This window comes from Erwinia sp. QL-Z3 (assembly GCF_004551645.1).
Taxonomy (GTDB): Bacteria; Pseudomonadota; Gammaproteobacteria; order Enterobacterales; family Enterobacteriaceae; genus Erwinia; species Erwinia billingiae.
Window position 1 is genome coordinate 3,534,239 of record NZ_CP037950.1, and the last position, 23,663, is coordinate 3,557,901.

At 53.9% G+C, this 23,663-nt stretch carries 21 protein-coding genes; 8 read left to right on the forward strand and 13 right to left on the reverse strand.

The window, feature by feature from the left end:
- Positions 1-41: 41 nt before the first annotated feature.
- A complete protein-coding gene (locus tag E2F51_RS17105) occupies positions 42-1,214 on the reverse strand; it encodes a MalY/PatB family protein (protein ID WP_134824032.1) in 1,173 nt (390 codons plus the stop codon).
- Between the two features lie 85 nt (positions 1,215-1,299).
- Positions 1,300-2,886 (reverse strand): maltose/glucose-specific PTS transporter subunit IIBC, encoded by a 1,587-nt coding sequence (gene malX, locus E2F51_RS17110; RefSeq protein WP_053143444.1) that lies wholly within the window; start codon positions 2,884-2,886, stop codon positions 1,300-1,302.
- A 197-nt stretch (positions 2,887-3,083) separates the two neighbouring features.
- On the opposite strand from malX, the gene E2F51_RS17115 reads away from it, so the two are divergent.
- Positions 3,084-4,115 (forward strand): Mal regulon transcriptional regulator MalI, encoded by a 1,032-nt coding sequence (locus E2F51_RS17115; protein ID WP_134824033.1) that lies wholly within the window; start codon positions 3,084-3,086, stop codon positions 4,113-4,115.
- 43 nt (positions 4,116-4,158) lie between these two features.
- Here E2F51_RS17115 and E2F51_RS17120 read toward each other — a convergent pair whose 3' ends face one another.
- Complete coding sequence (locus E2F51_RS17120) at positions 4,159-5,661, reverse strand: YdgA family protein (protein WP_134824034.1); 1,503 nt, start codon at positions 5,659-5,661, stop codon at positions 4,159-4,161.
- Between the two features lie 142 nt (positions 5,662-5,803).
- The gene (gene manA / locus E2F51_RS17125) at positions 5,804-6,976 is read right to left on the reverse strand and encodes a mannose-6-phosphate isomerase (protein WP_134824035.1); all 1,173 of its coding nucleotides are present in this window, start codon (positions 6,974-6,976) and stop codon (positions 5,804-5,806) included.
- A 198-nt stretch (positions 6,977-7,174) separates the two neighbouring features.
- On the opposite strand from manA, the gene fumC reads away from it, so the two are divergent.
- A complete protein-coding gene (fumC, locus tag E2F51_RS17130; RefSeq protein WP_134824036.1) occupies positions 7,175-8,572 on the forward strand; it encodes a class II fumarate hydratase in 1,398 nt (465 codons plus the stop codon).
- A 59-nt stretch (positions 8,573-8,631) separates the two neighbouring features.
- Here fumC and tus read toward each other — a convergent pair whose 3' ends face one another.
- Both tus and E2F51_RS17140 read right to left on the reverse strand, forming a co-directional pair.
- Positions 8,632-9,561: a DNA replication terminus site-binding protein gene (gene tus / locus E2F51_RS17135; protein ID WP_134824037.1), complete on the reverse strand. Its 930-nt coding sequence runs from the start codon at positions 9,559-9,561 to the stop codon at positions 8,632-8,634.
- 168 nt (positions 9,562-9,729) lie between these two features.
- On the reverse strand, positions 9,730-10,131 hold the full coding sequence (locus tag E2F51_RS17140) for an H-NS family nucleoid-associated regulatory protein (RefSeq protein WP_013201997.1): 402 nt from the start codon (positions 10,129-10,131) through the stop codon (positions 9,730-9,732).
- Between the two features lie 647 nt (positions 10,132-10,778).
- On the opposite strand from E2F51_RS17140, the gene E2F51_RS17145 reads away from it, so the two are divergent.
- Positions 10,779-11,855, forward strand: coding sequence for an AbrB family transcriptional regulator (locus E2F51_RS17145; RefSeq protein ID WP_134824038.1), 1,077 nt, complete (start codon positions 10,779-10,781; stop codon positions 11,853-11,855).
- A gap of 85 nt (positions 11,856-11,940) precedes the next feature.
- Here the strand turns inward: E2F51_RS17145 and E2F51_RS17150 are convergent, their stop codons facing one another.
- The 3 genes from E2F51_RS17150 to E2F51_RS17160 form a co-directional block, all read right to left on the reverse strand.
- Entirely contained in the window at positions 11,941-13,983 is a 2,043-nt protein-coding gene (locus E2F51_RS17150) for a choline transporter (RefSeq protein ID WP_013201999.1), read from the reverse strand.
- Between the two features lie 370 nt (positions 13,984-14,353).
- Positions 14,354-14,611: a YdgH/BhsA/McbA-like domain containing protein gene (locus E2F51_RS17155; protein WP_013202000.1), complete on the reverse strand. Its 258-nt coding sequence runs from the start codon at positions 14,609-14,611 to the stop codon at positions 14,354-14,356.
- A gap of 54 nt (positions 14,612-14,665) precedes the next feature.
- Positions 14,666-14,920 carry a DUF1471 domain-containing protein gene (locus E2F51_RS17160; RefSeq protein WP_134824039.1) on the reverse strand — a complete coding sequence of 85 codons (255 nt, stop codon included), beginning with the start codon at positions 14,918-14,920 and terminating at the stop codon, positions 14,666-14,668.
- A gap of 304 nt (positions 14,921-15,224) precedes the next feature.
- On the opposite strand from E2F51_RS17160, the gene E2F51_RS17165 reads away from it, so the two are divergent.
- On the forward strand, positions 15,225-15,866 hold the full coding sequence (locus E2F51_RS17165) for a TetR/AcrR family transcriptional regulator (protein WP_013202002.1): 642 nt from the start codon (positions 15,225-15,227) through the stop codon (positions 15,864-15,866).
- Between the two features lie 30 nt (positions 15,867-15,896).
- Positions 15,897-16,427: a peptide-methionine (S)-S-oxide reductase MsrA gene (msrA, locus tag E2F51_RS17170; RefSeq protein ID WP_013202003.1), complete on the forward strand. Its 531-nt coding sequence runs from the start codon at positions 15,897-15,899 to the stop codon at positions 16,425-16,427.
- Between the two features lie 36 nt (positions 16,428-16,463).
- Here msrA and E2F51_RS17175 read toward each other — a convergent pair whose 3' ends face one another.
- Positions 16,464-17,717, reverse strand: coding sequence for an MFS transporter (locus E2F51_RS17175; protein ID WP_013202004.1), 1,254 nt, complete (start codon positions 17,715-17,717; stop codon positions 16,464-16,466).
- 94 nt (positions 17,718-17,811) lie between these two features.
- On the opposite strand from E2F51_RS17175, the gene E2F51_RS17180 reads away from it, so the two are divergent.
- From E2F51_RS17180 to bioD, 3 genes are all read left to right on the forward strand, one after another.
- Entirely contained in the window at positions 17,812-18,723 is a 912-nt protein-coding gene (locus E2F51_RS17180; protein ID WP_134824040.1) for a LysR family transcriptional regulator, read from the forward strand.
- 117 nt (positions 18,724-18,840) lie between these two features.
- Positions 18,841-20,058, forward strand: coding sequence for an ROK family transcriptional regulator (locus E2F51_RS17185; RefSeq protein ID WP_134824041.1), 1,218 nt, complete (start codon positions 18,841-18,843; stop codon positions 20,056-20,058).
- Between the two features lie 130 nt (positions 20,059-20,188).
- Complete coding sequence (gene bioD / locus E2F51_RS17190) at positions 20,189-20,857, forward strand: dethiobiotin synthase (RefSeq protein ID WP_134824042.1); 669 nt, start codon at positions 20,189-20,191, stop codon at positions 20,855-20,857.
- Positions 20,858-20,939: 82 nt separating this feature from the next.
- On the opposite strand, the gene osmV is transcribed toward bioD, so the two are convergent.
- Genes osmV through E2F51_RS17205 form a run of 3 tightly spaced genes read right to left on the reverse strand, consistent with a single transcriptional unit; the run spans position 20,940 to position 23,662 of the window.
- The gene (gene osmV, locus E2F51_RS17195) at positions 20,940-22,079 is read right to left on the reverse strand and encodes an osmoprotectant ABC transporter ATP-binding protein OsmV (protein ID WP_013202008.1); all 1,140 of its coding nucleotides are present in this window, start codon (positions 22,077-22,079) and stop codon (positions 20,940-20,942) included.
- Complete coding sequence (gene osmW / locus E2F51_RS17200) at positions 22,079-22,726, reverse strand: osmoprotectant ABC transporter permease OsmW (protein ID WP_013202009.1); 648 nt, start codon at positions 22,724-22,726, stop codon at positions 22,079-22,081. The genes osmV and osmW overlap by 1 nt, the downstream gene beginning before the upstream one ends.
- Positions 22,727-22,735: 9 nt before the next feature.
- Positions 22,736-23,662, reverse strand: coding sequence for a glycine betaine ABC transporter substrate-binding protein (locus tag E2F51_RS17205; RefSeq protein ID WP_134824043.1), 927 nt, complete (start codon positions 23,660-23,662; stop codon positions 22,736-22,738).
- Position 23,663: the final 1 nt, after the last annotated feature.

Consider the following 23,663-nt stretch of genomic DNA (forward strand, 5'->3'; position numbering starts at 1 on the left):
GCTCAGGCTGGCCTGTCGGCCGCAGATTCAGGGATGGCAGGCTAAAGCAGGCTCTCAATGGCTGCTATCAGCCGATCGAGGCCGTCATCCAGTTTGCTGCGTGGGCAGCCGACGTTCAGCCGCAGATAACCGTTGCCGTGCGGACCGTAGGTGTAGCCCGGCATGATCGCCACTTTCTGCTGTTCGATCAGCGCCTTTTGCAGTGCCTTATCGTCCAGTCCCAGTGGATTAAGGTCAATCCACGCCAGATAGGTGGCCTGCGGCGGCTGCCAGTTCAGCTGTGGAAACGCCTGATTCAGCCGGCGGGCAACCTGCTGCAGATTAGCCCGCAGATAGTCCCGTAAGGCATCCAGCCATTCCGCCCCTTCGCGGTAGGCGGCGATGTGTGCGGCAACGGCCATCACCGCCGGGGAAGAGAGGCCATTGGCACTTTTTAGCGCGTGGAACCAGGCCTCGCGATCGGCCTCGTCGCTGATAAAGCCATAGGCACCGGTCAGCGCCGGCACGTTAAAGCTTTTGGAGGCGGAGGTGAACAGCGCCCAGCGTCCCCGCGCAACGGCGATCCACGGCACATGCGGCTGATCGCCCATCACCATATCCATATGGATTTCGTCGCTGATCACCTGCACGCCATGGCGCTGGCACAGATCGGCCATTTGCTGAAGCTCATCGCGACGCCACACTTTGCCGGTCGGATTATGCGGGCTGCACAGCAGCATGATTTTGCACTCGTCGCGGCTCAGCAGGCTCTCAAGCGCCGCCATGTCGCACTGCCACTCTGCACCGTTGCGAACCAGCGGCAACGGCAGTACCTGACGATCGTTGCCTTCAATCGCTTTATAAAAGGCATCGTAGGCCGGCGTGTGGATCAGCACCGCATCGCCCGCGGAGGACCAGTGGCGGATCAGCTGCGCCACCATATAGATCACCGACGGCCCGTAGACAATTTGTTGCCGATCGACGCGCAGCGCAAACCGCTGCTGATACCAGTGGTCGATGGCGGAGAGGAAATCCTCATGCTGCCAGCGGCTGTAACCCAGCACGCCATGCGCCACACGGTGCTGCAGCGCCGACAGAATGCAGGGCGCGGTGGCGAAATCCATATCCGAAATGGTGAAGGGCAGTAAATCATCGCGGCCAAAGCGGTCGGCCACAAAATCCCACTGGGTACACCAGCTGCCGTGGCGATCGATTACCCGGTCAAAATCAAACATAAAAGCCTCAACTCTGTTAATGACGGCAAAATAAAGCGGGGCTGAAATCGGCTTCAGCCCCGCGTTGCTCAGGTTCAGCGTGCGATTAGCCCGGAACCGTCGCCATCATGCTGGCCATCTCATCTTTCACCGACTGCACCTGTGGCCCAATCACCACCTGCAAACTGTGTTCGTTAAGGTGGACCACGCCAATCACCCGGTTAGCTTTCAGCGCCGCATCATCCACCAGACTCATATCGTTGATGGTCAGACGCAGGCGAGTCAGACAGTTATCCAGCGAGGCGATATTGTCCATGCCGCCAAGCGCTGCAAGGATCGCTGGCGTGTTGTAACCCGATTTGCCGACGGTGGCCGAGATATTTTTCTCAACGGTGGTGGTGTCCAGATCGCGTCCCGGCGTTTTGATATTAAAGCGGGCGATCGCGAAGCGGAAAATCACGTAGTAACCGACAAACCAGATGGCGGCAACCACCGGCACGAAATACCATTTGGTCGACAGACCGTGCAGGATCCCAAACACCACAAAGTCGATCACGTTGCCGTCAGTATTGCCGATGGTCACGCCCAGCACGGCCATCACCGTGAAGCCCAGGCCGGTTAACAGCGCATGGATCACGTACAGCACCGGCGCCACAAACAGGAACAGGAACTCAATCGGTTCGGTGGTGCCGCCCACCACGCAGGCCACCACACCCGAAATCAGCAGGCCCTTAATCTTGTGACGATTTTCCGGACGGGCACAGTGATACATCGCCAGTGCCGCACCCGGTAAGCCGCCGAGGAAGGCCGGCATTTTGCCCTGTGACAGGAAGCGCGTGGCGCTTTCAGAGAAACCAGCAGAGGTTGGGCAGGAGAGCTGGGCCTGGAAGATGGTTAACGCCCCGCTGACGCTGTGACCACAGACATCCATGGTGCCACCGGCATCGGTGAAGCGGATAATCGCCACCAGGATATGCTGCAGGCCGAAAGGCAGCAGCAGACGCTCGCCGGTGCCGAAGATCATCGGACCGAACTCGCCAGCACCGTTAATCACCCAGCCCAGGCCGGTAATTGCCGCGGCAAACCACGGCCAGATCAGCGGGATCACCAGACCGACCAGGCCCATCACCAGCGTGGTGATAATCGGCACAAAGCGCGTACCGCCGAAGAACGCCAGCGCATCCGGCAGGCGAATGGTGTTGAAGCGCTCATGCAGATAAAACACGATAATACCGACGATCACCGCGCCGAGGATGCCGGTATCGATGGACTGAATGCCGATAATATTCTGAATGTTATTGGCTTTCAGCACCGCAGCATCGGTGGATGGCAGGATGCCTTTAGCGTTCAGCCAGAAATTTACCGCCAGGTTCATCACCGCGAAGCCGACAAAGCCGGAGAAGGCGGCAACGCCCTTGTTCTCGCGCGCCATTCCCAACGGAATAGCGATGGCAAACATCACCGGCAGATAGCTAAAAGCGAAGGAGCCGACTTTGCTCATCCACATAAAGATCAGCTGCAGCACCGAATTACCGAGGAACGGGATCAGGGTAATGACATCATGACTGCTTAACGAGCTGCCGATACCCATCATAATGCCGCAGAAAGAGAGCAGCGCGACGGGGAGCATAAAGGTTTTGCCTAAGCTCTGGAAAAACTCCCAAAGCGTAATTTTTTGTTTGGTGGCCGACATGGTCTCTCCTGGCATAAAAATGCTCAGCCGCTGCTGAGGTAAAAAATGATAAAACGTTTTACCACCCATTAATGCGCGACATGTCACACTCTTCCCGGCCAAGAAGGTTTTATTTATCGGCCTGCAGGTGTAACGTTTTACCCTGCTGTTTCGATCATGTTGTACGAACAGGTCAGCCAGGGCTGACTGGACAAAATATGTCGCTGAAAAAAATCACCATTAATGATGTTGCCGCCGAAGCGGGCGTCTCTGTGACCACGGTCTCGCTAGTGCTTTCCGGCAAAGGACGCATTTCGCCTGCCACCTCTGAACGGGTTAATCTGGCCATTCAGGCGCTGGGCTTCGTTCCCAATCGTTCTGCCACCATGCTCAGAGGCGGAGGCAGCGGCGTCATCGGCTTGATCGTGCGGGACCTGTGCCAGCCGTTTTATGCCGAGATGACCGCAGGGTTGAGCGAAGGGCTGGAGAAAAACGGCAAGGTGCTGTTTCTGACCCAAAGCGGGCCGAAAGGGCAAAAACTCGATCGCTGCTTCGACACGCTGGTGGCGCAGGGCGTGGAGGGCATCGTATTGGGTGGCGGCGCAGATAATGCCTCCCATCTGGTGGAAAAAGCGCGGGAGCAGGGCATCGCCATTATCTGTGCTTCGCGAGCCAGCAGCCTGGAGAACACCGACTCTATCCGCCCCGACAATATGCATGCGGCAAAAATTGCCACGGAATACCTGATCAAGCGCGGGCATCACTGCATCGCCTGGCTGGGCGGATCCGGTTCATCGCTGACGCGGGCCGAACGGATCGGTGGCTACTGTTCCACGCTGATGCAATACGGTCTGCCGTTTCGCAGCGACTGGATTATTGAAAGCGGTCGCCATCAGCGGGACGTGGCCGAGGTGACCGAGAATTTGATCCATCATCATCCAACCATCACCGCCATTCTCTGCCATAACGCCTCGGTGGCGCTGGGCTGCTATTTCGGCCTGCAGCGCACCGGCCGAACCATTGGCAAAGGAGGCATGGACAGCTATTACGGACAGCAGATGGCGTTAGTGGGATTTGGCGATTCGCCGGAGGCCGAGCTGACCGATCCGCCGCTGACCTTTATAACCAGTTCAGCACGTGAAATAGGGCGAAGCGCCGCACAGCGGCTGTTACAGCGTATGGCCGACCCGGAAGGCGCGGTGCAGAACGTGATCCTGCCGCCGGTGCTGATTGAACGCGGATCGGCATAAAAAAAGGGCGCGATAATCGCGCCCTTTATTACTGCTAATCAGGTTACTGCGGCATCCCTTGCGGGGCCGCACCGCCACCCAACATATAGCGAGCCAGGAACTGATCCAGCGCCATTTTGTCGCCGTTCATGGTGACCTGTCCGGTCGCGTACTGCAGGCTGGTGACAATGTTATTGTCCTGCTGGGTGGTGAGCTTAAACATCTGGCCCATTGCCGCCACGCCTTTAACCTGCTGATCGGCCAGTTTGGCGGCATCTTCTTGCTTATAGCCTTCCGCCATCGCCACGTGGGTCATCATTTCGGTGGCCATAGGCATATTGATCGACAGCTTACCGTCCAGGGTTTTCAGCACGCTGTCAACAGCCTGACCGATGTTCTGCGGTGGGGTGGTGTTGGCGGCCGGATCTTTGAAGTGGACGGCAAGGTTAAAGCTGCTCTCACCTTTATCGTTCTTCCAGCTGAATGGCGCGATGTTGACAATCGGATCGCCTTTCAGCAGCAGCGGCAGGTTTGCCGAGAAGATCTGGCTCATCCGCTGCTGGTATAGCGCAGGATTATCGCTGATACCCGGTTCGTTCATCAGCGCCTGGACCTGACTGTTGTAGTTGTCAGAGAAGGCTTTCATGCCGTTAGCGTCAAACTGGGACAGCTTGATGGCGAGTTTACCCTGGCCAAAGTTCTGGTTCTGCAGCTTCAGGGAATCCAGTGCGTAATCGATGTTGCCGGAAATCAGGCTTTTCTCTGAGTTAAACGACGATTTGCCGTTCAGGCCTTCCGCGGTAAAGGCTTCTTTGCCGTCCACCACGGCGGTCAGTTTCTTCAGGTTGATGCTCTGATCGCCAATGCGCATCCCTTCCGGGCTGAGATGGGTGCTGGCATCCAGTTTCAGGCCGTTAGCGGTAAACATCACCGGCATATCCAGCTGGTTTTTGGTGGTCAGCACCAGGCTGTCCAGATCGCCACTGAAATTGACCTTATCGCCTTTGTTATCGGCGTCGATATTGACCGTACCGCCGTTAGAGGCAAAGCGCTCGCCGGTTTGCGCATTGTTATAATCCACCGGCAGCAGGTTGATGGCAGACGCGGTTGCGCCGCTGTATCCGACGCGGGTATCAGCCTGAACGATCGACTGACCTTTGGTCATTTCAAACAGCTTCTTCACGGCATCGGTGTTCTCAAGCTGGGTATGCACCGACGCCATGCTTGGGATCAGGTTGAATTTTTTCAGCTGGGCGAACGGGAAAGGACCGTGATCGATTTTTTCATTAAACACGATGCTCTGGCCTGGCTTGATCAGCGAGTTGTCTTCAGTCTGTGAGTTAGACTGCAGGACAAAGCGGGCGGTACTGGTGAACACACCGCGCTGGAAATCCTGATAGCTCAGCTTGAGGCGGTTTTCCGGCGCCATGTTGTTCATCTGGGCATTCGCATTTTGCACCAGCTCATCCATGTGCGATTCCAGTTGTTTGCCGGTAAACCACGCGGCTCCGGTCCAAATCACGCCGAGTGCGACTACTACGCCAATCGCTATCTTTGTCTTCTTCATCTGTCAGTCGTCCTTTTAGTCACTGGCGCCGGCAAATCGATCCTGTGGGCAAATGCCTGGCGAAGAAAAAACGCCCTGAGGCGTTTTGCTTAATAATTTGATTAATAATAGCAATTGTGGCGCTTAACGTCAGCCGTAAATCCTACAGCAGGTTACAGACGCGCGCCACCCGACCATTGCCTGCCAGCGTCACCGGGGCGTGCGTGGCCGGAACAAAACAGGACTCGCCGGGTTTGAGCGTCAGCTGCTGGTCGTTATGGCTGATGACCGCCTGGCCATCCACGCAGAACAGTATCGCGGCGCTTTGCTGCTGAACGACGGTTGGCTGGGCGCTGAGCTGGTGGAGGGAGAAAGCAAAATCGTCCACCGGAACCGGGAAATTAAGCGTATCGCCTTGCTGCACCGGCTGAGTCAGCAGGTTGGCATACGGCTTGGCATCAAATTTCAGGTTCGCCATCAGTTCGGGAATATCGATATATTTCGGCGTTAATCCCGCGCGCAACACGTTATCCGAATTGGCCATCACTTCCAGCGCCACCCCTTGCAGATAGGCGTGTGGCGTCTCGGCAAACAGGAACATCGCTTCGCCAGGTTGCAGCTCAATCACATTCAGCAGCAGCGGGGAGAACAGCCCACTGTCATCAGGGTAAAAGGTTTCAATCAGCGAGATGGTGGCCCAGGGTTCGCCCTGTTGACGCGGGATTTCGCTCTTCAGCACGTCCAGCGCCAGGCTCTTCTCTTCACCTTCCATCGACAGCAGCGCGGTAAACAGCGCCTCAAGGCCACTCATCTGCGGGTTCTGCAGGAAATGGGCAATCGCCGGATGTGCACCCGCGACCGGCTGCAGCAGGGAGATGATTTCGTGAAGCTCACGAAAACCGTTGATGGCCTTAAACGGCGTCAGTGCAAACACCAGCTCGGGCTTATGGTTGGCGTCTTTGTAGTTACGGTTTGGCGCATCTAAAGGAATGCCAGCCGCATTCTCTTTGGCAAAGCCGACTTCGGCTGCCGCTTTGCTTGGGTGAACCTGAATCGACAACGGCTGATCGGCGCAAAGCACCTTAAATAAGAACGGCAGTTCACCGAAGCGCGCAGCGACGGCCTTGCTGAGGATCGCCTCTTTATCGGCATCAATTACCGCACGTAATGACTGCTTGTGACCCTCAACGTCTATAAAGGAAGGGCTTTTGGGATGCGCACCCATCCAGAGTTCCGCCATCGGCAGGTTATCCGGGTTAGGAATGCCATACAGTTCGGTCAGGGCAGTGGGGCTACCCCAGGCATAATTTTGCAGCGAATTGATTAATTTTTGCATGTTAACTCACACATAATCGGATAATAACTGCGTGTATTAAAGCAGAAAACCACGTCAAAAAGACAATGCGGAGTGCAAGAAGGTCGAATGAGTCGCATAATGTTAAATTCTTGTATGCCAGAATATCGCCCGCGCTTTTGGCCCTTCAGGGCAAAGTAACGGTTCAAAATCATATTATTGTGCAAAAAGGAGAGAGTCATGGCTGCCAACCGCATTGAGAAAGATTCAATGGGTCCCATCGAAGTTCCTGCTGATAAACTGTGGGGCGCGCAAACGCAACGCTCACTGGAACACTTTCGTATCTCCACCGAAAAAATGCCTGTTGAACTGGTGCACGCTCTGGCGCTGACCAAGCGCGCTGCGGCAAAGGTGAACAGTGATTTAAGCCTGTTGCCCAACGAGCGGGCCACGGCCATTATCTCCGCCGCGGATGAAGTGCTGGCGGACCATCACAGTACAGAATTCCCGCTGGCAATCTGGCAGACCGGTTCCGGTACCCAGACCAACATGAATATGAATGAAGTGCTCGCCAATCGCGCCAGTGAAATCCTTGGTGGCGTGCGTGGCATGGAACGCCTGGTGCATCCAAACGACGATGTGAATAAAAGTCAGAGCTCCAACGATGTCTTCCCGACCGCGATGCATGTCGCGGCGGTACTGGCCATTCAGGAGCATTTGCTTCCTCAGCTTAAAATCCTGCAAAAAACTCTGAACGATAAAGCCGACGCCTTTAAGGATATCGTCAAAATTGGCCGAACCCATCTGCAGGATGCCACGCCATTAACCCTCGGCCAGGAGATCTCCGGCTGGGTGGCGATGCTGGACCATAACCTCAGGCATATTGAGCAGAGCATCCCGCATGTCGCGGAACTGGCGTTAGGCGGTACGGCGGTGGGGACGGGGCTGAATACGCACCCGGAATATGCGGTACGCGTGGCGAAAGAGCTGGCTGAACTGACCAAACAGCCTTTTGTCACCTCGCCAAATAAATTCGAAGCTCTGGCAACCTGTGATGCGCTGGTCCATGCCCACGGTTCACTGAAAGGGCTGGCCGCATCATTGATGAAGATCGCTAACGACGTGCGCTGGTTATCGTCGGGTCCGCGTTGTGGTATCGGCGAAATTGCCATTCCTGAAAACGAGCCAGGCAGCTCAATCATGCCAGGTAAAGTCAATCCGACCCAGTGTGAAGCGATGACCATGCTCTGTTGCCAGGTGATGGGTAACGATGTGGCGGTCAATATGGGCGGTGCATCCGGCAACTTCGAACTGAATGTTTATCGTCCGATGATCATCCATAACTTCCTGCAATCGGTGCGGATGCTGGCTGACGGGATGGACAGCTTCAATCACCATTGCGCCGTCGGTATTGAGCCGAATCTCGATCGTATCAGCCAGCTATTAAATGAGTCACTGATGCTGGTGACGGCATTAAATACGCATATTGGCTACGATAAAGCGGCAGAAATTGCCAAGAAAGCGCATAAAGAAGGCTTAACCCTGAAAGGATCGGCGCTGAAACTGGGTTATCTTACCGAAGACGAGTTTGATGCCTGGGTTCGACCGGAAGATATGGTTGGCAGCATGAAGTCTTAATGACAGATTGATGAAGGAGCGGAATTTATTCCGCTCTTTTTTTTGCCGCCAGTAACCTGTTACAGGTTTGTATCACTATATAAATGCAACCTCGGGATCACCGCAAACAGCGGCGTGGCCTGAGGTTTAAATTTATGGGCCACGTTCGCCGCATCATAATTGCGTAATTCGCCAAGCTTCGGCAGCTGGTGCGCATCTTCGCAGAGCACCAGTAAAGGAGAAGGGCAGGCCAGCTGCGTTTGCTTTTGCTGTTGTTTATTCCATACGCGGGCAATCGGCTGCACCTTTACCGGGCGCTTAATCTTTAACTTTGCTTCCTTTGGCAGAGAATTAATTATCGCCATCTCCTCCTCCAGTTTTTCCGCCCACTGTTCACGGGTCCAGGGTGCCATTGCCCGTCCCGACGCCACGCTTTTTTTCAGCTTTTCCAGCATCTCTTCCCGGCTGACATTTTTTATAATGTGCTTATTTGCCCAGCCAAATCGCAGCGAATCGGGCGATTCCAGCAGGGTAATAGCGCGGTAGGCATTCAGCGTTATTAATCCTCTGAGATGGGTATGGACAAATTCAAAGCGTTCCTCAGCCTCTACCCCAGACTCAACGGTAATAATCTGTTCAAGGCGGTATTTCAGGCTATTAATCGCCTCAACCTGCTGACGGATAAGCGCCGATTGCTCCGGGTTGGCTTCAAAGCAAATTGCGCCAGGCAAGCGTACCGCAGCTTTAGTGCTTAATGACTCAGACTGATGTTGGATAAACAGGCGGGAATAATGACTTAGTGCCAGATTTAATGCTGATTGTGCCAGGTGCTGGGTAACGTTAATTTCCAGCAGCGGTTGATGCTCCTGGCCTTTATGCACCGGCGGCAATTCAAAAACCCGTGCCATCAGCAGACGCAGTTGAGGAAGCTGCTGGGTTAAGGCTGCCAACGCGGTCTGCAGCGCTTCCACACAGCGGTGCAGGTTATCTACGGCATCATATCGGCTCATCAGAAGTCACTCTTAGTTACAACATACTCATTATTGTCGCGCGCTTCAGGGATCAACAATCGGTCAGGCTGTTACGGGAGAGAATTATAAAGCGACAAAGAAAAGAGTCGTGAGATAAAAAGGGAAGGGAAGGTAGCCACGCCAGCGAAAACTGACGTGGCAGGAAGATTAAATCAGGAAATCTTCCAGTTTTTTACCCTGGTCCAGCGCCTGCTTAATTACCGCAGGAGTACGGCCCTGGCCAGTCCAGGATTTAGTTTCACCGTTTTCATCGGTGTACTGGTATTTGGCCGGACGTGGAGCACGCTTGGCACGAGATTTACCGGTAGAAGTCTCTGCAGAAGTCAGTTCGCTTAAATCAATGCCGTCGTCCAACAGCATCTGACGGTATTTAGCCAGCTTCTCTTCTTTTTCCTTAACTTCAGAAGCGATAGCCGCTTCTGCATCACGACGTTCATTAACAACCGCTTCGAGTTTTTCCAGCATCTCTTCAAGTTCAGTTAAAGAAACTTCACGAGCCTGAGCACGAAGGGTTCGAATGTTATTTAATACTTTCAGAGTTTCGCTCATAAGGAATCCGTAGCGTTGAGTGGTTTAAAATTAATCAGTGTATGTATCGAGGACCAGTGTACAGAGAAAATTGACGGTAAAAAACACCTAATCATGAAAATGTTTATTTATTTTCGCTATTTTTACGCTGTTTAACTACCGGGGTCTCAATTCTGACAAGCTTATATTTACAATATTGAGACAAATCTTAACATCTGCCAGGGCATTACGTTGGGCAATTGAACAACTCCCATTCTGGCGGATAGCAATAATTGCGCTATTTTTGTCGATTTCTTATATTCAAATAAATACTTTACAGCGCCAGCATTAATATGAGTGGGCCTCCACAGGTTGGCTTAGTTAACCTGGCCTCGGGGACAGCCGTTATAACCACTCTGCCAGTGAGTATTCAGGGACGATCGTCCGGTTGATAAGGCGAACGCTCAGGCAATACGTCGTAAATTCGCGTCCACCCGGCACGCAGTCAAAGAACCACCAAGGTTAACTGCTCACTTTAGTTACAACATACTAAATCCTTTTGAGAATAATAGCGTGGCTTTGAGCTCTGGGTCAGACTTATCACCGATATCGCGGTTAAAAAGTCTGGCAGGGCAGAATGAGCTGATAAAATGGAATGCGTATCTGTCAGGCACTTTATGGAGTCGTTGATGAAAATACCTCCCCTGCGTTGGTTCTGGTTGATTCTGTTTTCCACTCTGGCTGTCGTTGGCCTGGAAAGTTTGAATCTGCCGGCGGCGCTGCTGTTGGGGCCAATGGCAATGGCGATCGTTTTTGCCGCGCGAGACAAACCGTTAATCATCCATCGCAATCTGTTTTATCTGGCACAGGGCGTTGTGGGCAGCATGATTGCCCGCGCCATTCCCGCTTCAATATTTGTCGAAATCGCCAAAAACTGGCCCTTATTTATCGCCAGTATTTTCTCGGTCATTATCGCCAGTTCGTTGCTCGGCTGGTTACTGACGCGTTTTCAGGTGTTGCCCGGTTCGACGGCCATTTGGGGTTCATCGCCTGGTGCGGCTACCGCCATGACGCTGATGGCAGAAAGTTATGGTGCGGACGTACGGCTAGTGGCGTTTATGCAATATCTTCGCGTGGTGATTGTGGCGGTTGCGGCAACCATCGTGGCGCGGATTTGGGCGCCGGAGGTGCCTGCCGGTGCCGCGCCTTCCAGCTTTGATATTATTCAGCCTGTCGCCTGGGGACATTTTGCCATCACTGTTTTGGTGATCCTCGGCGGCGTGTTGGCCGGCAAAGTTTTCCGCATTCCGGCGGGACCGTTGTTAATGACCTTAGCAGGTGGGGTGATTCTGCAGGATTTTAATCTGCTGACCATTGAATTGCCGCCGGCGTTATTGATGGTGGCGTATGCGATTATTGGCTGGAGCATTGGTCTGCGATTTAATCGCGCCATTCTGCTGTATGCCGCCAAAGCACTTCCCCGACTGTTGCTGTCTATATTAAGCCTGGTGGCGATTTGTGGTTTGTTCGCATTTTGTCTGGTGCATTTCGCGGGAATCGATCCGCTGACCGCCTATCTGGCAACCAGTCCGGGTGGGGCGGATTCAGTCGCGATTATTGCCTCATCCAGTCACGTGGATATGCCTTTCGTGATGTCGATGCAAACCGGCCGCTTTATTGTGGTGTTATTAACCGGCCCGGCGCTGGCGAGGTGGGTCGCCAATTCGATGGCTTCCCGACAGCGTAAGCAGGATCGGCATCTCTGAAAAACAAAAAGCCGGGATACCGCGCAGTCATGTCAGAGGCATTTCGACATTAACGGGCGGTAACCCGGCTTTATTGCGCCGTGCTTTACTGCGTTTCAGGGAACGGCATGGCGTTTCCTGGTGCTTCACGGTGAATATGCAGGAAGGTTAAATGACGTTCGTACTGATCGAGAATGTCATTAATGATCTGCTCTTTGGTGTAATCCATCAAATCATTGCCCTGGCTGCCTTCCAGCAGGAAGGTTTCCAGTCGGTAGTAATCGGTTTTACCGCTACGCGCACGGTAGGTGAAGGCCGGAACCGAGTATTGCTGTGGCCAGATCTGATACAGGAAGCTCTGCTCTTCACCCAGCGCTACCGACATTTCAAGATGGTTCAGACGTTCATCTTCCAGCGGCGGCAGTTCATTGACCTGCACCTGAGCACCGCGACGTTCCAGTTCAAGCGCAACTTCCTGCATCGCTGGCAGACACACGGTGTCGAGCATCTTGCGGGTATGCGTACTGCCCGGATAATGCATCACGCGGGAGATACGCTGTTTCCAGTTCAGGCGATCTTCACGCGATACCGGCATAGGCTGGGTATTCACCACGCTGCTCGCGCGACGGTGATCTTCCACCCGCAGGGATTTATACAACCCGGCCATCACAAAGAAAATCACGAAGCTGAACGGCAGACCCATGATCACGGTGGTTTTCTGCAACGCGGTCACGCCATTCACCATCAGCATACCCACGGTCAGCAGGCCTATCGCCAGTGACCAGAAGATACGCAGCCAGTTCGGCGCATCATTGTTGATATCACTCAGTTTTGAGGTGAAGTTACCCAGTACCAGTGAACCCGAATCGGCAGAGGTCACATAGAACAGCAGGCCGGTAATGGTGGCGACCGAAGCACTGAAGGTGAAGGCAGGATACTGCGCCAGCAGGCTGTAGAATCCGCGTTCCGGGTGCGCCAGCGTTTCCTGGGCAAAGGCCATGTTGCCGCCGATGATTTCGTGCAGGGCGCTGTTACCAAAGATCGACAGCCATAACAGCGTGAAGATAAATGGAATAGTCAGGGTGCCGACCACAAACTGACGGATGGTACGTCCACGGGAGATGCGCGCCAGGAACAGGCCCACAAATGGCGACCAGGCAACCCACCACGCCCAGAAGAACAGCGTCCAGTTATTCATCCATTCAGTCGGGCGGTCAAAGGCGAAGCTGTTCAGCGTCATGCCCATAAAGCGGCTGATGTAATCACCCACGTTCAGCACCAGCGCATTTAGTAAGAAGCTGGTATCGCCGACAAACAGCACAAAGATGATCAGGAACAGCGCCAGCAGCACGTTCAGCTCCGACAGAATGCGGATACCTTTATTCACGCCCGAGGTAACGGAAATCGTCGCCATTATTACCGATAAGGCAATCAGCGCCGCCTGCGCGGTCAATCCTTCCGGCACATGGAACAGCACGTGCAGACCGTAGTTCAGCTGCACCACACCAATACCCAGCGTGGTGGCAATACCAAAGATGGTACCAATCACCGCCGCGATATCCACGGAGTGGCCAATCGGGCCATTAATACGCTTGCCGAAAATAGGGTATAAGGCGGAACGAATGGTCAACGGCAGACCATAGCGGTAGCTAAAGTAGCCCAGCGCGATGCCCATCAGTGCATACATCGCCCAACCGGTCAGTCCGTAGTGGAACAGCGTCCAGACCATGGCCTGACGCGCAGCTTCCATGGTTTGTCCCTGGCCTTCTGGCGGCATCATATACTGCGTCACCGGCTCGGCCACGGAGAAGAACATTAGATCGATACCGATACCCGCCGCAAACAGCATCGCTGCCCAACTGGTCAGGCTAAACTCCGGCTTAGATTGCTCCGGCCCCAGTTTGATTGAGCCAAAGCGCGAGGCGGCAATCAGCACCACAAAGACGATATAGACCGTAGCTGCCAGCAGGTAATACCAGCCGAAGGTATTGGAGACCCATTCAAGGGCACTGTTAATCCACCGATCCGATAAATCCGTGAAGAAAATAGTGGTGAGGGAGAAAAGCAGAATCAGTCCTGCTGAAGTGAAGAAAACCACTGGATTGATGCGGTCTTTTTGTTCTTTCCTGGATATTTCAGTCGTCGGCATACCATCTCCGAAAATAATCAAGATTGACCCCGATCTTTGCAAAGCGTGCCTTAGCGCATACTGGGAAATTCCGCCGCATATCCGCTAACTACACTGGGCAATAGTCAGGTTGTGAATTTATCCTTCTGATTTGGTTGTATTAATTCGTCAATTTCTCACCTTTTTTGTTGAAGATTTGTCAAAAGAGGCCACTATCATAGGTTTTATTGATTGAGCATTCAATTAAAAATAATTTCAGTATGGAAACTGTTGGCTTTATTTCCACATAAAGTGTGGCTTTATTTAACGGGGATTTTGACAGGAATATTCGGAGCGGTAGAAATAAGAATGCCGCCAGGGATGAGCTGGCGGCAGAGCGGGCGAAAAGCAATTAGTTATAAATGATGGCTGTGCCATGCAGGTTGTTCTGACCAGAGGTCGAAGTGATGAGGAAAGATTTCGCGCCCGCCAGTTGGGCCTTCTCCGAGAGTTGTGACTCCAGTGAGGCGAGGTTGGTGCTACCCGTTGCGCTGATCACGCCGATTTTCTGCTGGTTATCCGGGGCACTGCTGACCAGGTCGGCAGCCATGCTACCGAAAGACAATGAACCTAAAATCACAGCAGCTACAGCTAATTTGATGTTTTTCATGACGATACCCTTAATTTAAAATTTGTTATGGTGCAAAAAGCTCATTCGGTGCAATTACTGATAAATCTCTGCAGTAGCATGCATGCGGTTATTACCGGTGGTTGAGGTAATACGGAACGATTTTGCACCGGCTGCATCGGCTTTAGCCGACAGCTGAGATTCCAGGGAAGACAGGTTAGTGCCGGTGGCGGTAACCACGCCGACCTGCTGTTGATTAACCGGTTCCTGACCGACGATGTCAGCAGCGAAACCAGCGAAAGAAACGGAAGTCAGTGCGATAGCAGCCAGGGTCATTTTCAGGTTTTTCATAGTCTTTATTCTCTCTCAATTCGGTTTAGTTGATGTCTGCGTCGTTATTAGTTAACGATCGATAACTAAATGGTATTCCTGCCACGGCGATCCGTCAACTGCATTTTATTAACGACCGTTAATTTAATTGGCAAGCGCTTGATAAAAAATGATTTAAAGTTTCAAAAAAATTTTTCCCGACGCGGATTTCCCCCACAACATCCTGGTAAACAAGGAAAGTGACGAACAGGCTCGACATGGCCGCTTGATTGTTTTTATAATGATCGGTAATTTATTCCTCATTGCGTTGCCAAAGAGAGGATCTATGACCGATCAGGAAATCTGCACCCGTAAGGGCCGGGGACGGCCAAAAACCTTCGACCGGGAAGCGGCGTTAGACATTGCGCTTGAGCTGTTCTGGCGTCATGGCTATGAAGCCACTTCACTCTCCGATCTGGTTGAAGCGACCGGAGCGAAAGCGCCAACGCTGTACGCCGAATTTACCAATAAAGAAGGGATGTTCCGCGCCGCAGTGGATCGCTATATTGAGAAGTTTGCCGAACAGCGGCAGGCTGCTCTGGCTTGCCCTGAAAGCTGCGTAGAGAAAGGCGTGGAAGGGTATTTTCGTTCCACCGCCGCCTGCTTTACCGATGGCAAAAAACCGGCCGGCTGCTTCTTTATCTGTACCTCTACCGCACTCTCAGCGGATTCATCCGAGGTCGCTGATATGCTGCGCGCGCGCCACAACAGTCAGGAGAATCACCTGAATGAGTTTCTGCTGGCGCGTCAGGCCGCAGGTGAGCTGGACGCGAAGACCGACATCACGGCGCTTTCTGCCTATCTGGGATGCTTACTGCAGGGCATGTCCGTCCGCGCCCGCGAAGGCGCCAGCCGCGCAGAACTGGATAGCATTATTGATACGCTTATGCTGCAATGGCCGATATTAAGCCGGACAGGCTGTCACTGAGTCCGGCACGATCGTAAAAGAGGAGTCACCATGACAATTGAATATGCAACCATCGCCGGGGGCTGCTTCTGGTGCACAGAAGCGGTCTTCAAACAGATTACTGGCGTCGTGTCGGTAGAGAGTGGCTATATTGGTGGCCACACCAGCAATCCAACCTACCGTCAGGTTTGCGATGGCAACACCGGCCATGCAGAAGCCATTCGTCTTGGCTTCGATCCGGAGAAAGTCAGCTATGGCGACCTGCTGGATATCAGCTTTGCCACCCATGATCCTACCCAGCTGAACCGCCAGGGCAATGATATCGGCACGCAGTACCGTTCAGCGATTTTCCCGGCTGATGAAGCGCAGGCAGAAGAAGCCAAAGCGGCAATTGTGCGTGCGCAGGAAGATCAGACCAGCCCGATCGTGACCACCATTGAAGGTCCGGCCGAGTGGTATCCGGCGGAAGAGTATCATCAGAACTATTGGGAAGGTGAAGGGCAACAGAACCGTTATTGCCTGGCCGTGATCCCAGCCAAACTGCAGAAGCTGCACAAACGTTACGCTGACCGTACCAAGTAGCGGACAAACAAAAGAACGGGCGCAAGGCCCGTTCTTTTATAACGCTTTGCTGCGAAGACGAACGCCCACCAGCAACGCCAGCACCAGTAAGGTACAGATAAAGGCGGTAATGCCAACCCAGCCAAACTGATGCCAGAAAACGCCTCCCAATGTTCCCGCCAGGCTCGAACCCAGATAGTAGCTAAACAGATACAGCGAACTTGCCTGTCCTTTGGCACGTCTGGCGCGTGGGCCAATCCAGCCGCTGGCAACCGAATGGCCGGCAAAGAACCCCGCGGTAAAGAGCATCATTCCCGGTAAAATCAGCCATACCGAACTGAACAGTGTCAGCAGAATGCCCACCACCATCATCCCGATGGAAAACAACAGTACTGCCGGGCGGCCATATTTGGCGGTCATCGCGCCCGCTTTAGGGGAACTCCAGGATCCGGTCAGATACACCACGGACAGCAGGCCCACAATGGCCTGACTGAGCCCATAAGGCGGCGCCAGCAGGCGATAGCCAATGTAGTTAAACATCGTCACAAACGCGCCCATGAGCAGGAAGCCTTCCGCAAACAGCAACGGCAGACCGCTGTCGCGCCAGTGCAACCGGAAGTTAATCAGCAAACTGCGCGGCTTGAGCGAGGCGGGCCGGAAATGGCGCGAGGGTGGCAGAATTTTCCAGAACATCAGCGCCGAAGCCAGCGCAAAGCAGCCAATTACCGCCACCGCCACCCGCCAGGAAGTGAAATCAGTGATCACGCCGCTCAGCAGCCTGCCGCTCATGCCGCCAATCGAATTGCCGCTGATATAAAGGCCCATTGAGAAGGCAATCACCCCAGGATGCACCTCTTCACTGAGATAGGTCATGCCAACGGCCGCCACGCCGCTTAATGACAGCCCGATTAGCGCGCGCATAATCAAAATGCCGTGCCAGCTGGTCATGGTGGCAGAAAGCAAGGTGCAGACTGCTGCCATCAACAGCGCGGTCACCATCACCGATTTACGGCCAATCGCATCCGACAGCGGCCCCGTTACCAACAGCCCGAGTGCCAGCAAGCCGGTCGCAACGGAAAGTGACAGGCTGCTGGCCGCCGGAGAGACGCCGAATTCCTGCGAGAGCACCGGCATTATGGGCTGCACGCAATAAAGCAGGGCAAAGGTCGCCAGTCCGGCGGAAAACAGCGCCAGCGTGACCCGCATAAACTGCGGTGTGCCGCGATTGATGTACTCATTGCTGAGCGGGAGGGGTTCAGAAGGCCGCTGCAGGCTGTCAGGAAGCGTCGCGGAAGGTGATGAGCGATTCACTGCAAATCCTTGAAATGAAATTATTCTGTTTACTGTAATAAGGGATTAATATGATGTCTAATCTATTAATAATCTCGAATGAGATGTTTAAAATATGACTATTGAGCTTCGTCACCTGCGCTACTTTATTGCGGTTGCAGAGGAGTTGCATTTTGGCCGGGCGGCGCAGCGGCTGAATATCTCACAGCCACCGCTCAGCCAGCAGATCCAAATCCTTGAGCAGCAAATTGGTGCCAGGCTGTTTGCCCGCACCAACCGCAGCGTGCAGCTTACCGCCGCAGGCAGCCAGTATTTGCTCGATGCCCGGCAAATCCTGCTGCAGGTCGATCAGGCTGCGGATAAGGCCGCCAGGCTGCACCGGGGAGATGAGGGGGAACTGCGCATAGGTTTTACCTCGTCCGCACCTTTTATTACCGCCGTCTCTGATGCGCTGTTTACCTTTCGCCAGCGCTATCCCGGCGTGCATATTCAGATGCAGGAAATCAACACCCGCCAGCAGTTGGAGCCGATCAACGAAGGACGGCTGGATCTGGGGGTGATGCGCAATACGCCGTTACCTGAAACCCTGGACCATCAGCTGATGCTGCGCGAGCCGTTATTTGCGGTATTACCTAAATCCCACCGCTTAGCTTCGCGCCCGGCGATCTCTGTCAAAGCGTTGGCGCAGGAACCTTTTGTTTTCTTCGATCCCAAAGTCGGTACGGCGCTGTACACGGAAACGCTGGCGTTGTTACAACGCTACGAGATCCAGCCCAATATTGCCCAGGAAGTGGGCGAGGCGATGACCATTCTCGGACTGGTTTCAGCGGGATTAGGCATTTCAATTTTGCCGGCCTCCTTCAGCCGCATTCGTCTTGAGGATGTCAGTTGGGTGGCGCTAAAAGAAGCAGATGCCTGGTCAGAAGTGTGGCTGGTCTGGGCAAAGCGGCGGGAGACCACCGCGCTGATGAAACACATGAAAGAACTGCTGTTACCCTCGCCAACTGATGGATTATCAGCCGGCTGAACGGCTTTTATGTGCTGCAAATCACATTCCGAATCAAATATTTGACGCCATCCGCGAAGTGTTTCACCATGACCGAAAGCTTTATTTTGAAGCGCGAAAATAAGTGGGAGCAGGGGTGTGATAGCGGACGGTCAGCCTGGCCACATTGACCAGATCAAACAGACAAATGCAGGGGCAGTTTATCGGCTGATTGATCGGTTTGGTCCCATTTCGCGTATAGAATTAGCCCGCAAGGCGCAGCTTGCGCCTGCCAGCATCACCAAGATTGTGCGTGAGATGCTGGAAGCCCATCTGGTTCAGGAAACCGAGTTTCAGGAAGCCGGCAGCCGCGGCCGTCCCGCGGTGGGATTAATTCTGGATACTCAGGCCTGGCATTACCTTTCAGTTCGTATTGGCAACGGTGATATTACCCTCTCGTTACGCGATCTAAGCAGCCAGCTGGTGACCGAGGATCTCTGCCCGTTGCCGGTGGAAAACAGCGAGCCGTTAGTCGGGCGCATTATAGCTGAAGTGGACGCCTTCTTTATCCGTCATCAGCAGAAACTCGAGCGTCTGACGGCGATCGCCATCACCTTGCCCGGCATTCTCAATGCCCGCAGCGGCATAGTTCATCGCATGCCTTTCTATCACATCACCGATATGCCGCTGGGTCCCGAGCTGGAAAAGCGGACCGGTCTGCCGGTCTATATTCAGCATGATGTTTGTGCCTGGACGCTGGCGGAATCGTTATTTGGTGCCGCTCAGGAAGCGAAGAACGTCATCCAGGTGGTGATTGACCATCAGGTGGGTGCCGGCGTGATCACCGGCGGCAGACTGTTACATAACGGCAGCAGCACGCTGGTTGAAATTGGTCATACCCAGGTCGATCCTCACGGCAAGCAGTGCTACTGCGGCAATCACGGCTGTCTGGAAACCGTTGCCAGCAGCGAGAACCTGCTGGAACAAGCGGCGCTGCGGCTCGAAACCTCCGCTGACAGCACGCTGCATGACCAACCGTTGACGCTGGAAGCGTTGTGCGATGCAGCCTTACAAGGCGACCCATTGGCTACCGAGCTGATCGTCGGTGTCGGTCACAGCGTGGGACGCATTGTGGCGATCATGGTCAACCTGTTTAATCCACAAAAAATACTGATTGGTTCTCCGCTCAATCAGGCCAGAGACATTCTCTTCCCGGCGATAGCTGATTGCATCCATCGCCAGTCTCTCCCGACTTACAGCCAGCAGATCGCCCTCGAGCCGACACAATTTCTTAACGTCGGAACGATGCCAGGTGCCGCGCTGGTAAAAGATGCCCTTTATGACGGCACCCTGCTGGTTAAACTGCTGCAGGGCTGATTCTCCTCGCTTATCGATAAAATATTGCGCTAACGCAAGCTGACTTTCCGCAGACTGTCCTACTATGCCGGTTGTTAATTGTTAATTCTTTTTAATCAATTTGATCGGTAATGACTAATGGAGGGCAGCAATGTTGAAGCGGATATTTGTGACGGGCACGGATACTGAAGTTGGGAAGACCGTAATCAGCCGCGCGCTCCTGCAGAAGCTGGCTGAAGGCAATAAAAGCACGGTGGGCTATAAGCCTGTCGCCAAAAGCAGCCAGCAAACAGAGCAGGGGCTCAGGAACAAAGATGCGCTGATCCTGCAATCTTCCTCCACGCTGCAATTGCCTTATGCCGCGATCAATCCGTTCACCGTGCTCGATGATGAGGTGAGCACCAGTCAGGACATCTTTGTTGATTACGCCACATTAAGCACCGGACTCAGTGCGTTAACTGAGCAGGCGGATTATGTGGTGGTGGAAGGTACCGGCGGCTGGCGCAGCCTGATGACTGATTTACGGCCGCTTTCTGAATGGGTGGTGGAAGAGAAAATTCCGGTGGTGTTGGTGGTCGGCATCAAGCTGGGTTGCCTGAGTCATGCGCTGTTAACGGCGGAAGCGATTATTAATGATGGTTTGCCGCTGCTGGGCTGGGTCGCGAACCGCATCAATCCGGGGCTGGCGCATTACGCTGAAATTATTAAGGTGTTGAGCAATAGCATTCAAGCACCGTTGTTAGGGGAACTGCCGTATCTGCCACGGGCTGAAACGCGCGATTTGGCGAAATACATCGATTTAAGCGCAGTCAGGTTTTGACGGTTTGCATCGGCCTGACAGGAAAAGGCCCTTAACTGACTTTCAGCGGCGTCCCTATTGCTGAAAGTCAGTTAACCTCGGATCAGGACAGGTTCAAGGCGCGACGTGTACGACCGGAACTCAGATAGCCCGCAATATAATCCTGCGAAATCTCCCCGCTGTATCGGCCTTCTTCATCGACAATCGGCATCCACACCAGATTGTGCTCATACAGTTTCGACAGCACGATACGCAGGTTCTCTTCCGCACGACCGGTGACGGTAAACTTGTTCAGCATTTCAATGCACTGTCCGGTGGCACCGCGCGCCTCACGACGTTTTACAAAGCCCAGCGGCTTGCCGTCATCATCCACTACGGTAATGGAGCGCATGTCGTTGTCATCCATCATGCCGAACGCTTCAGACAGCGGCGTATTCTTCTTCACGGTGATGGTGGGCTGCTGATCGGTAACGTCGCCGGCCTGAACCAGCAGCAGGCGTTTCAGCGTACGGTCCTGGCCAACGAAAGAGCCAACAAAGTCGTTAGCCGGCTTCGCCAGCAGCTCATCCGGGCTGGCGCACTGCACGATTTTCCCCTGACCGAATACCGCGATGCGGTCACCCAGTTTCAACGCCTCATCAATATCGTGGCTGACCAGCATCACCGTTTTCTTTAGCTGGCGCTGCATATCCAGAAACTCATTCTGGATCACTTCACGGTTGATCGGGTCGACCGCGCCGAAGGGCTCATCCATCAGCAGTACCGGTGGATCTGCGGCCAGCGCACGGATCACGCCGATACGCTGCTGCTGTCCGCCGGACATCTCACGCGGATAGCGGTGCAGGAAGGTTTTCGGATCCAGCGCCACCATGCTCATCAGCTCAGTCGCGCGCTCACGACAGCGCTTTTTATCCCAGCCAAGCATTTTTGGCACGACGGTAATGTTCTCTTCGATGGTCATGTTAGGGAACAGACCAATCTGCTGGATCACATAGCCGATGTTGCGGCGCAGCGTCACCGTATCCAGCCCGCTGGTGTCTTCGCCATTAATCAGGATTTTGCCGCTGGTTGACGGGATCAGACGGTTAATCATTTTCAGCGTGGTGGACTTCCCGCAGCCAGAAGGGCCGAGCAGCACACACATTTCGCCTTCCGGCACGTTCAGGCTGACGTTATCCACGGCATTAAAGGTGGACCCATTTTTCTGGCTAAACGTTTTAGTGAGATTTTCCAGTTTTATCATTATCGAATCCCCTTCGGAGTCAGCGCCAGCTGCAAGCGGTGCAGCAGCCAGTCGAGAATAATTGCCAGCAAACAAATCATCAGCGCGCCTGCAATCAACATACGGACGTCACTGCCGCTGATGCCATCAAGCAACAGCAGGCCGAGACCACCCGCACCAATCACGGCGGCAATCGCCATGACACCTACATTCATCACCACCGCGGTACGAATACCGCCGAAAATGACCGGCAGCGCCATTGGGATCTCCACCCAACGCAGACGCTGCGAAAAGGTCATGCCGATCCCGCGTCCCGCTTCACGCAAACCCGGCGGGATGTTTTCCAGCGCGGTATGGGTGTTGCGCACAATCGGCAGCAGGGAATAGAGGAATACCGCGGTGACCGCAGGCAGCACGCCAATTCCCTGACCGATCATGGAAAACAGCGGGATCATCAGGCCAAACAGCGCGATAGACGGGATGGTCAGCACGATAGTCGCCAGGCCCAGCACCGGCGTTGCCAGCCACTTATAGCGAACAATGACGATGCCGAGCGGTACGCCGATGACGATCGCCATACCGACGGCCAGCCCGACCAGCCACAGATGCTGAAAGGTCAGTGAGGCTAAATAGCTCCAGTTATCAATAATATAATGAATGGTATCCATACTGCCTCCTTAGATTAAGCCTTTCGATTTAAGGAAATCACTCGCGACCGTCTGCGGCGACTGATGATCGATATCAACGCGCTTGTTCATCTCGGTGATGGCTTCATCGGTGATAAACGGTGACAGGGTATTTAGCGCATCGGCCAGTCCCGGATGGGAATCCAGCGTCTCTTTGGTGACCACCGGCGTTACCGCGTAGCTTGGGAAGAAGTTCTTATCATCCTTCAGCACTTTCAGCTCGAACCCTTTTACGCGGCCATCGGTGGTATAGATCAGTCCGGCATCGACAAAACCATCACGAATGGCGTTGTACACCAGGCCTGGGTCCATCTGGCGGATTTGCGGGCGATCCAGCGGCATGTTGTAGGCTTTCTGCAGAGGTTTCATGCCATCAGAGCGGCCGGCAAATTCCAGATCCAGCCCTAACATCCAGTTATGGTCGGGATCGTTTTTGCGCACCTCTTCAATCTTCGCCACCAGCTGTGACATGGTGTCGATATGCTCTTCATCGGCACGTTTGCGCTGCATAGCAAACGCGTAGGTGTTGTTCATTGGCGCCGGATTGAGCCATACCAGGCCAAGTTTGGCATCAAGATTTTTCACCGTCTCGTAAGCCTCTTTCGAGGACATCGCCTTGTTGATATGGTTGAAAATAATCAGCGAGGTGCCGGTATATTCCCAGGTCATATCAACCTGCTTATTGATCATCGCATTGCGGCCGATGGTGGTGGCGATATTGGTTTTCGCTTCAATCTGGAAACCTTTCTTGCGCAGATACTGGGTGGTCAACGCGGAAAGGATATGCTGCTCGGTGAAGCTTTTCGTCGCCATCACAATCGGTTCAGCGGCGGCCACGGTGGCACTCATGGCCAGCGTGGCGCTCAGCGCCAGTGCGGTATGACGAACCCAGCGGGTTAACGAAGAGGCCTTAGCCATG

What these genes read in the sequence shown, in the direction of transcription:
- E2F51_RS17105 (WP_134824032.1), bottom strand. Translation starts at nt 1,214, where the DNA reads ATGTTTGATTTTGACCGGGTAATCGATCGCCACGGCAGCTGGTGTACC.
- malX (WP_053143444.1), bottom strand. Translation starts at nt 2,886, where the DNA reads ATGTCGGCCACCAAACAAAAAATTACGCTTTGGGAGTTTTTCCAGAGC.
- E2F51_RS17115 (WP_134824033.1), top strand. Translation starts at nt 3,084, where the DNA reads ATGTCGCTGAAAAAAATCACCATTAATGATGTTGCCGCCGAAGCGGGC.
- E2F51_RS17120 (WP_134824034.1), bottom strand. Translation starts at nt 5,661, where the DNA reads ATGAAGAAGACAAAGATAGCGATTGGCGTAGTAGTCGCACTCGGCGTG.
- manA (WP_134824035.1), bottom strand. Translation starts at nt 6,976, where the DNA reads ATGCAAAAATTAATCAATTCGCTGCAAAATTATGCCTGGGGTAGCCCC.
- fumC (WP_134824036.1), top strand. Translation starts at nt 7,175, where the DNA reads ATGGCTGCCAACCGCATTGAGAAAGATTCAATGGGTCCCATCGAAGTT.
- tus (WP_134824037.1), bottom strand. Translation starts at nt 9,561, where the DNA reads ATGAGCCGATATGATGCCGTAGATAACCTGCACCGCTGTGTGGAAGCG.
- E2F51_RS17140 (WP_013201997.1), bottom strand. Translation starts at nt 10,131, where the DNA reads ATGAGCGAAACTCTGAAAGTATTAAATAACATTCGAACCCTTCGTGCT.
- E2F51_RS17145 (WP_134824038.1), top strand. Translation starts at nt 10,779, where the DNA reads ATGAAAATACCTCCCCTGCGTTGGTTCTGGTTGATTCTGTTTTCCACT.
- E2F51_RS17150 (WP_013201999.1), bottom strand. Translation starts at nt 13,983, where the DNA reads ATGCCGACGACTGAAATATCCAGGAAAGAACAAAAAGACCGCATCAAT.
- E2F51_RS17155 (WP_013202000.1), bottom strand. Translation starts at nt 14,611, where the DNA reads ATGAAAAACATCAAATTAGCTGTAGCTGCTGTGATTTTAGGTTCATTG.
- E2F51_RS17160 (WP_134824039.1), bottom strand. Translation starts at nt 14,920, where the DNA reads ATGAAAAACCTGAAAATGACCCTGGCTGCTATCGCACTGACTTCCGTT.
- E2F51_RS17165 (WP_013202002.1), top strand. Translation starts at nt 15,225, where the DNA reads ATGACCGATCAGGAAATCTGCACCCGTAAGGGCCGGGGACGGCCAAAA.
- msrA (WP_013202003.1), top strand. Translation starts at nt 15,897, where the DNA reads ATGACAATTGAATATGCAACCATCGCCGGGGGCTGCTTCTGGTGCACA.
- E2F51_RS17180 (WP_134824040.1), top strand. Translation starts at nt 17,812, where the DNA reads ATGACTATTGAGCTTCGTCACCTGCGCTACTTTATTGCGGTTGCAGAG.
- bioD (WP_134824042.1), top strand. Translation starts at nt 20,189, where the DNA reads ATGTTGAAGCGGATATTTGTGACGGGCACGGATACTGAAGTTGGGAAG.
- osmV (WP_013202008.1), bottom strand. Translation starts at nt 22,079, where the DNA reads ATGATAAAACTGGAAAATCTCACTAAAACGTTTAGCCAGAAAAATGGG.
- osmW (WP_013202009.1), bottom strand. Translation starts at nt 22,726, where the DNA reads ATGGATACCATTCATTATATTATTGATAACTGGAGCTATTTAGCCTCA.
- E2F51_RS17205 (WP_134824043.1), bottom strand. Translation starts at nt 23,662, where the DNA reads ATGGCTAAGGCCTCTTCGTTAACCCGCTGGGTTCGTCATACCGCACTG.